Genomic DNA, 6,667 nt, shown 5'->3' with positions numbered 1-6,667 from the left:
CTTCACTCAGGTTTATCAGCTGTTGGATGTGCTCTTTTTCTTCAGGCGGCATATACGATTTTATCTTCTTCTTTAATCACCTCTCCGCTCATAAATTTAGCAGCTGGCACGAGCGGCACCCGTCCTACTTGGATTGTCTATTCATTACTTAATTGACAAGTCAACTATGCCGCGCTCACTCTTCTCCCTGCATTTGTATTTGCTGGGTCGGTACATGAGCGTTATCAGCCAAACTCTGATCAATCGAATGGTCCTCGTATAAGTCGAGCAGCTCTTTTGCCGGGTTTTGTAATGATGACCGCAAGTATTGGTTACGGATGTGTGGTAAGTTTTTTACCGACATTAGTAATGGAGCGAGGAATTACAGGATCTTTTCTGGGCTTGTCAGATTATGCTTTTTATTATATCGTTTACGCCTTAACGTTACTTTTGACCAGGGGGATCTGGGGACGCCTTTCTGATAAATACGGCCGCAAAGCGGCTATCATGCCAGGAATGCTTTTATTGGCCGGTGGGACACTCTTGTTAGCCTATACGTGGTCTTTCCCGCTTCTTCTTTTGGTTGGTGTTATATATGCTGCTGGTTTTGGAGCTGCACAACCGTCAATTTTGGCATGGACAGTGGACAGAGCCGGTCATACAGAGAGAGGGGCTGCAGTTTCGACTTTCTTTATTGCCTTTGACGGCGGGCTTGGTTTAGGTGCCTTAATTATGGGGACGGTCATTCAGCATTTCTCATATGAGGTTACCTTTTTAGCAACTACGCTAATCACCTTTCTGGGTTTCTTACTTTACGTGTATTATCTCTATAGTACAAGATCCGATACAGTTCGTGGAGTTTAGAAGAAGGCACCATTCTAAGTTTAATGAAAAATCTCGATTTGCGGTGCATGTTGAGACCGTCGTTTTGATAGAGCGAAAAGCTTGGTATTAGCGGGTGTGAATTGCCTAATATACAACATGAAAAAGAACTGTAATAAATTATTTTTGTTGCGGTTCTTTACTTTTTTCTTTTTGCGGATTGCTCATATTCTATCTCATTATTTTATAGGTATAATTATGAAATATTGAACAAATAATAATTCCAAATATGTTATTTGATTAATTTATTAGATTAGAACATTAAAAACAAAAGTTAAATTTAGCCTTAAATTGAAAGAATCATAAAATATTTTTGAAATGTGTTTTAGAAGGAGTTTTAGTGTTATGGAAGAGATTGTTAAAGTTCAAGGGCTGCAAAAAAAATTTGGTAAATTTACAGCATTACACGATGTTACATTCACTCTAAATGCTGGAGAAGTTGTCGGCTTTATCGGGCCAAATGGTGCGGGTAAGTCAACAACGATTCGTACTTTATTGGGAATTATCAATCGTGATGCCGGGGATGTGAAAATTTTTGGCAAGGATGTTTGGACGGATAGCCTGGAGATTCATAAGCGAATTTCTTATGTTCCAGGGGATGTAGCTCTTTGGGGTAGCTTAACAGGTGGCGAAATTATTGATTTATTTATTGAATTACATGGCGGCGGAGACAAGAATAAACGTGACTATTTGATTAAACGTTTTGAATTGGATCCTAAAAAGAAGGCAAAAGGCTATTCGAAAGGAAATCGTCAAAAAGTTGGTTTAATCGCAGCGTTGTCAGTGGACTCCGATTTGTATATTTTCGATGAGCCGACTTCCGGTCTTGATCCTTTGATGGAAGCCGTCTTCCAGGATGAAGTTGAAAAAATCAAGCATGCAGGAAAAGCGATTTTACTATCCTCTCATATTTTGAGTGAAGTCGAACGTTTAGCAGATAAGGTGGCTATCATTCGACAAGGAAAAGTCGTTGAAACTGGAACATTGGACGAATTACGTCACTTAACCCGTTCTACAGTGACTTTGGAATCAGAAGGTGATGTGGCTAAGATGTCATCTGTTAACGGTGTCCATGATTTCGAGCAAAAAGGCAATCAAGTGACATTCTCTGCGGATAATGAATATATCAATAATATTTTGACTGAAGCGGCAAAATTGGGTGTTAAGAAGTTTGAAGCTGTGCCGCCAACGCTTGAAGACTTATTCATGCGTCATTATGAAGTCTGAGAGTTGGAACGGAGGAAAATATTATGAAAGAGAAATTTGCACGTTGGGGTGTACTATTTGTTCAATATCTGAAACGTGATTGGAAAAAAAATATCATCTGGATTTTAGGTCTAGGCTTGTTTTCAGGTGGTTATGTTCCAGCTTTTGAAGTAATCGGCAAGGGGCAAGGTTTGCTGGGGATGTATGAAACCATGCAAAATCCTGCCATGATTTCAATGGTTGGTCCGACACCAGTAGACACAGCAGCAGACTATACTTTGGGTGCAATGTATGCGCAAGAAATGTTGTTATTCTGTGGTTTGTTTGCGATGATTATAGCGGCTTTGCATGTTGTGAGCCATACTCGTAAGGAAGAAGAGCATGGGCTTACCGAACTAGTGCGCTCCTTCCAAGTAGGGCGTCAAGCCAATTCGTTTGCTGTGATTACCGAAATAGTATTTATCAATAGTTTATTAGCGCTTGTTATTGGCGGGGTTATGACTAGCTTTGGTGCAGATACGATTTCTGCCAAGGGATCATTCTTGTTCGGGGCATCAGTCGGGATGGCAGGTATCCTGGGAGCTGTGATTGCCTTGGTTATGGCGCAAATTATGCCAACTTCATCCGGTGCAACCGGCGCATCTCTGGGAATTGTAGGTTTACTCTATATCGTTCGTGCTGGTACAGATGTGTCAAAAGTTAATTTCTCAATGATTAATCCTATGGGTTGGACTTATCTGACTTATCCATTTACTGAAAATAATTGGGTACCTCTGATTACTGCTGTAGTCTTCAATATCATCGTAGTGATGATTGCTTTTGCACTTGAAGGCGGTCGTGATATGGGCGCCGGTTACTTACCTGAAAGAGAAGGGCGGGAGGCAGCGAAAAAATCATTGCTGTCCGTACCTGGTTTGTTTATCAAGATTAACAAAGGCGTAATGATTAGCTGGATGATTGCTTTCGTAATCATGGGAGCTGCCTATGGTTCGATTTATGGAGATATGCAGACCTTCCTTAGTAGTAATGAACTGATGAGTAAAATGTTTACACTATCAGGTGTTTCAATCGAAGAATCATTTACTGGAACCATTATGATGGTAATGATTGGCTTAGTCTCAATTTTACCAATTGCCATCGTTAATAAACTCTTCTCGGAAGAAGGGCGTCTACATTTAAGCCAGCTTTATTCTACTAAAGTGACTCGGGCTAAGCTCTATTGGACAAGTGTCATTTTGGCAATCATTGCCGGGGTAGTGGGAATTTTGCTAGCTTCAGGCGGTCTTGGCGGTACAGCAATTTCTGCAATGGGTGCTGGCTCATCTATGAATATGGGAGATTTCATCGCCGCAGGCTATAACTTCCTGCCTTCTGTGTTATTCTTTACCGGACTTGCAGCTTTGGCTTTAGGCTGGGCACCAATACTAGGTAAAGCTGTTTATGTATATCTTGGTTATTCTTTTGCATTAAACTACTTTGGCGGAATTTTAAATTTGCCGGAATGGTTTTCCAAAACGGCCGTTCAAAGTTGGATTCCTCGGATGCCGGCAGATAAGTTTAATGGAACAACTTTTATTACTATGACAGTGATTAGTATCACTTTGATGGTATTTGGCTATATTGGATATCACAAACGGGATATGGTTGAAGGAGCATAAATGGATAAGGCATCTTTCAAAACATCTTTTGAAAGAGCCACAATTACAACACTCGATGATAGGATAATTATAAGACCCTATAATTGACATTTGCCAAAGAAATGTAATAAACTAAGTACATACTTAAACATGAGAGGCTGGTTTTTTTGTTAAGTGTTCTGTAATGGTGATTTTTAACTAAACAGTGAGAGAGGTTACTCTATAAAACGTGGGTGTTAACCTGCCTTTTTAAGTGTGCCTTTCTGAAAGTGCAAATTTTGTGCTTTGGGATAACGCCTTACAGATCATTTTCTACAATAACTATTTGAGTTATAGCAGTGTCAACTTTTGCCGATACGGTCAATAAAGCTGACATTCAAACTATCGCGATAATTATCGTTATAGTTTCGTAGAGTGTAACGGGCATGTCCTGTTGCACTCTATTTATTTGCTCAATACAGTTATGTGATTTTATGCGTCAGTTAAAATAAGAGATACACTAACGATTCAGTTTGATGAGGATAACACGAAAATAGAAGATAGATCAAAATGGAGGGATAAGTTTGCAAAAACATTTTTTAGCGAGAGGGCTATCAAATAGTGAACAACAGGACATCCGAGAACTGGAAAAGGTATGCTGTAAACGTGATAGATTAACCATGAAACTCAATTGGGGTATGCTCATGAATCGTTCCGCCGATGAGACAAATGATTTATTATATTATGATGGTAGTAGGCTAATTGGTTTTCTGGGCTTATATGATATTGAACAGAAATCCAAAGAAATAGAAATTATGGGGATGGTGCATCCTGACTATAGGTGTAGGGGAATATTCAAAGAGCTTTTTAATGCTGCCAAGCAAGAGTGTTTAGCTCGGGGAGCGAGAAAGATTCTGCTGATTACCGAACGGTCTTCGGACTCTGGAACAAGTTTTGTAAAGTTCACCCATGCTCAGTATTCATGTTCTGAGTATAGAATGAGATTTGATGAATCGAAAGTCCCAGGCTTTCCAACTCTCGGCATAACACTACGAAAAGCTGAATCCAGAGATTATTTGGATCTTATACATTTGGATGGATTATGTTTTGGATTAGTTGAAGAGCAAATGGAGAACGATGACTTCGATAAAGTCTATCATTCAACCTATGTGGCTGAGCTCAAAGGAAAATTTATTGGTAAAATTGGCGTAATGCTGGAAGAAAGTAATGGCTACATTTTTGGTTTTGGTATAAAACCTGAATATCGAAGACGAGGGTATGGTAGAGAGGTATTATGTACAATACTATTGGAATTGTTATCCCAACAAGTTAAAACGGTCCTACTTGAGGTAGCGGTCAAAAATGAGAAAGCCTTGTTTTTGTATGTATCTTGTGGATTTAAAGCACTTACAATTTACGACTATTACGAGATAGTACTATAGAACAGGCGCCAGTACCTTCGTCAAGTTGCGTTTTGTGAATGTGATTATAGATGTTTCCTCGACAATGATATCCTGACAGCGGATAACCAGCTCAGGCATTCCATCCCCGGCAAAAAGCATATGGGCTTCATAACCGTTTTCCGTGCGATACAGCTCCTGATAAAGCCAGGTGCTCCCAATAATAGGCTTTTCCGCTTAATCATTTCAGCGGCGGCAAAGGTAATCCTGTTATAATTGGTGAATCCGCCCCGCGTGTCGAGGTGCATGACAACATCCTGATCAACGCTAAACGCTGTTACCAGGCAATCGTGAAAAGCGAATCTTTCCCGGATGGTTTGAGGAATGTCCTCCGCCTGCCGGGCTTTGGAATACTCGTTTGAAACCCGCTGCACTGTCTTTCTGTTTTCTTCACTCAGGTTTATCAGCTGCTGCAGAATGTCCCTGGTGCGATAACCCAGGGAGAACACCCGCACATCGGCGATTTGCTCCAAGTGATTCAACCAGATCAAAATGGACATGTTTGTGAGGAGGAAAGAGTACGCCTGAACAAGAGCGTCTGTGGACAAGGGATTTTCTTTTTGTCGATATAACAAGTTTTCTGGTTTTTGGCTTCTATTAACTCTTGTCAACACTACAGTATTATGTTTTGCAACTGGGCGGATCAGTTGCATCGGTAGGTCTTATTGTGGGAAGCCAAACTCTGATCGATCGAATGGTCCTCGTATCTGGCTTGCTCTAATATTCTCCTTTAATTACAAAAAACGAACCCCGAATTGTTCCGGCTAGTTTAGACTTCTGCCTAGCAAACTTAAACTTCCCTTCTAACTCCTTTGGTACCTTCATCCCCTCAGAGAGCTTAAAACCAACGGCTCGCTTCTTAGGGTCATCAACCGTATACATGACATTGATTGCAAGACCATCCTCATAAAAGACGAAGGCCCATTTGATATTTTCCACCTGAAAACGCGTCGTTTCTAAAGGTTTAGCCGCAAACTCAATATCTCGTTCTTCTTTCAAAATTCGGTTCACATAATCAAGGGTCTCCTGGGACTCGCCAGTCGGTACAACCGTAAATTTATGCTTGTATTTGTTCATAAAGTAACGGGCCTCATTTGCACGTAAACCAGCAAGCGCTTCTGCCACAGGTGATGACTCTATACCAACCGTAGACACATTTTTAAAATCAACGATATAGGACATTTCCAGCTCTCCTTTTGTCTCTTTTATTTCCTGATAACCGGAATCCACATTTCACCATAGACTAAGCCGTTTCGCCGCCCCATCCATTCCTACGGAAAAATCGATGATTAAAATGCTCCGGAATGCCATTGCCGATAAACTTCCTTTCAAAATGCAACAAGGAAAGCAGGGAAAACTGATTAGCCAGGCGTGGTGGGGGCTATCTACGCCATAATGTGATCAGGCGGCGAATCTTCGGGTATGACCATTGTCAAATTGGCGATGAGTTGGTTACGGAGAATCATGCCCTGATGATGTACGAGCCCATGCTGGCGGAAAAAATCTGACATTCCGGGGTGATGG

At 40.9% G+C, this 6,667-nt stretch carries 6 protein-coding genes; 4 read left to right on the top strand and 2 right to left on the bottom strand.

The genetic code is table 11. The features are described from left to right. Positions 1 to 291: 291 nt before the first annotated feature. The 4 genes from DOT_RS08690 (at position 292) to DOT_RS08675 (ending at position 5,125) form a co-directional block, all read left to right on the top strand. Positions 292 to 843, top strand: coding sequence for an MFS transporter (locus DOT_RS08690; protein ID WP_009617160.1), 552 nt, complete (start codon positions 292 to 294; stop codon positions 841 to 843). Between the two features lie 363 nt (positions 844 to 1,206). After that, positions 1,207 to 2,088: an ABC transporter ATP-binding protein gene (locus tag DOT_RS08685; RefSeq protein ID WP_009617159.1), complete on the top strand. Its 882-nt coding sequence runs from the start codon at positions 1,207 to 1,209 to the stop codon at positions 2,086 to 2,088. 23 nt (positions 2,089 to 2,111) lie between these two features. Beyond that, a complete protein-coding gene (locus tag DOT_RS08680) occupies positions 2,112 to 3,725 on the top strand; it encodes a membrane protein (RefSeq protein ID WP_009617158.1) in 1,614 nt (537 codons plus the stop codon). A 542-nt stretch (positions 3,726 to 4,267) separates the two neighbouring features. Then, entirely contained in the window at positions 4,268 to 5,125 is an 858-nt protein-coding gene (locus tag DOT_RS08675) for a GNAT family N-acetyltransferase (RefSeq protein ID WP_009617157.1), read from the top strand. Between the two features lie 44 nt (positions 5,126 to 5,169). Here DOT_RS08675 and DOT_RS08670 read toward each other — a convergent pair whose 3' ends face one another. Then, positions 5,170 to 5,796 (bottom strand): DUF4085 family protein, encoded by a 627-nt coding sequence (locus DOT_RS08670; RefSeq protein WP_009617156.1) that lies wholly within the window; start codon positions 5,794 to 5,796, stop codon positions 5,170 to 5,172. Positions 5,797 to 5,860: 64 nt separating this feature from the next. Continuing rightward, on the bottom strand, positions 5,861 to 6,325 hold the full coding sequence (locus DOT_RS08665) for a hypothetical protein (protein WP_009617155.1): 465 nt from the start codon (positions 6,323 to 6,325) through the stop codon (positions 5,861 to 5,863). Between the last annotated feature and the right edge of the window lie 342 nt (positions 6,326 to 6,667).

Origin of the sequence: Desulfosporosinus sp. OT (genome assembly GCF_000224515.1) — a bacterium.
Taxonomy (GTDB): Bacteria; Bacillota; Desulfitobacteriia; order Desulfitobacteriales; family Desulfitobacteriaceae; genus Desulfosporosinus.
This window is presented reverse-complemented; position numbering and strand designations above follow the sequence as displayed.

Bases quoted from the DNA above. Each gene is read 5' to 3' on its own strand.
- DOT_RS08690 (WP_009617160.1), top strand. From the start codon at position 292: ATGATGACCGCAAGTATTGGTTACGGATGTGTGGTAAGTTTTTTACCG.
- DOT_RS08685 (WP_009617159.1), top strand. From the start codon at position 1,207: ATGGAAGAGATTGTTAAAGTTCAAGGGCTGCAAAAAAAATTTGGTAAA.
- DOT_RS08680 (WP_009617158.1), top strand. From the start codon at position 2,112: ATGAAAGAGAAATTTGCACGTTGGGGTGTACTATTTGTTCAATATCTG.
- DOT_RS08670 (WP_009617156.1), bottom strand. From the start codon at position 5,796: ATGCAACTGATCCGCCCAGTTGCAAAACATAATACTGTAGTGTTGACA.
- DOT_RS08665 (WP_009617155.1), bottom strand. From the start codon at position 6,325: ATGTCCTATATCGTTGATTTTAAAAATGTGTCTACGGTTGGTATAGAG.